This is a genomic window from Senegalia massiliensis (genome assembly GCF_900626135.1).
Classification (GTDB): Bacteria; Bacillota; Clostridia; order Tissierellales; family SIT17; genus Anaeromonas; species Anaeromonas massiliensis.
Genome location: NZ_LR130795.1, coordinates 1 through 928, shown reverse-complemented (window position 1 = coordinate 928; position 928 = coordinate 1). Strand labels below are relative to the sequence as shown.

The window sequence follows — 928 nt, the reverse complement described above, 5'->3', positions numbered from 1 at the left end:
GAATTGACGGAGGCCCGCACAAGCAGCGGAGCATGTGGTTTAATTCGAAGCAACGCGAAGAACCTTACCAGGACTTGACATCCCACAGACAGCCTTAGAGATAAGGCCTTCCCTTCGGGGACTGTGGTGACAGGTGGTGCATGGTTGTCGTCAGCTCGTGTCGTGAGATGTTGGGTTAAGTCCCGCAACGAGCGCAACCCTTGCCTTTAGTTGCCAGCAGGTTATGCTGGGCACTCTAGAGGGACTGCCGGTGACAAACCGGAGGAAGGTGGGGATGACGTCAAATCATCATGCCCCTTATGTCCTGGGCTACACACGTGCTACAATGGTCGGTACAACGGGTAGCCAACCCGCAAGGGGGAGCTAATCCCAATAAGCCGATCCCAGTTCGGATTGTGGGCTGCAACTCGCCCACATGAAGTTGGAGTTGCTAGTAATCGCGGATCAGAATGTCGCGGTGAATGCGTTCCCGGGCCTTGTACACACCGCCCGTCACACCATGGGAGTTGGTAATACCCGAAGCCACCGAGCTAACCCTCGGGATGCAGGTGTCGAAGGTAGGATCAATGACTGGGGTGAAGTCGTAACAAGGTAGCCGTATCGGAAGGTGCGGCTGGATCACCTCCTTTCTAAGGAGTAATTTCTACACTGTTCATTTTTGAGAGACTAATTAATTTTAGTTTACTCTTTTATGGGGGTATAGCTCAGTTGGGAGAGCACCTGCCTTGCACGCAGGGGGTCAGGAGTTCGAGTCTCCTTACCTCCACCATCTATGTAGTTTAGATTTTAAATTAGACTACATTTTGTACCTTGAAAATTACACAGAAATATATTAAAACAATTTTAGCGAAATGTAAGTCATTTGACTAATTATACATTTCACCGGTCAAGTTTTTAAGAGCATAGGGTGAATGCCTTGGCACTAGAA

The 928-nt window shown here is 49.4% G+C and carries 1 tRNA gene and 1 rRNA gene; both read left to right on the top strand.

The window, feature by feature from the left end:
- Positions 1 to 629 (top strand): 16S ribosomal RNA (locus E0D94_RS14640); the annotation flags it as partial.
- A 64-nt stretch (positions 630 to 693) separates the two neighbouring features.
- Positions 694 to 769, top strand: a tRNA-Ala gene (locus E0D94_RS14635).
- The last annotated feature ends 159 nt before the right edge of the window (positions 770 to 928 follow it).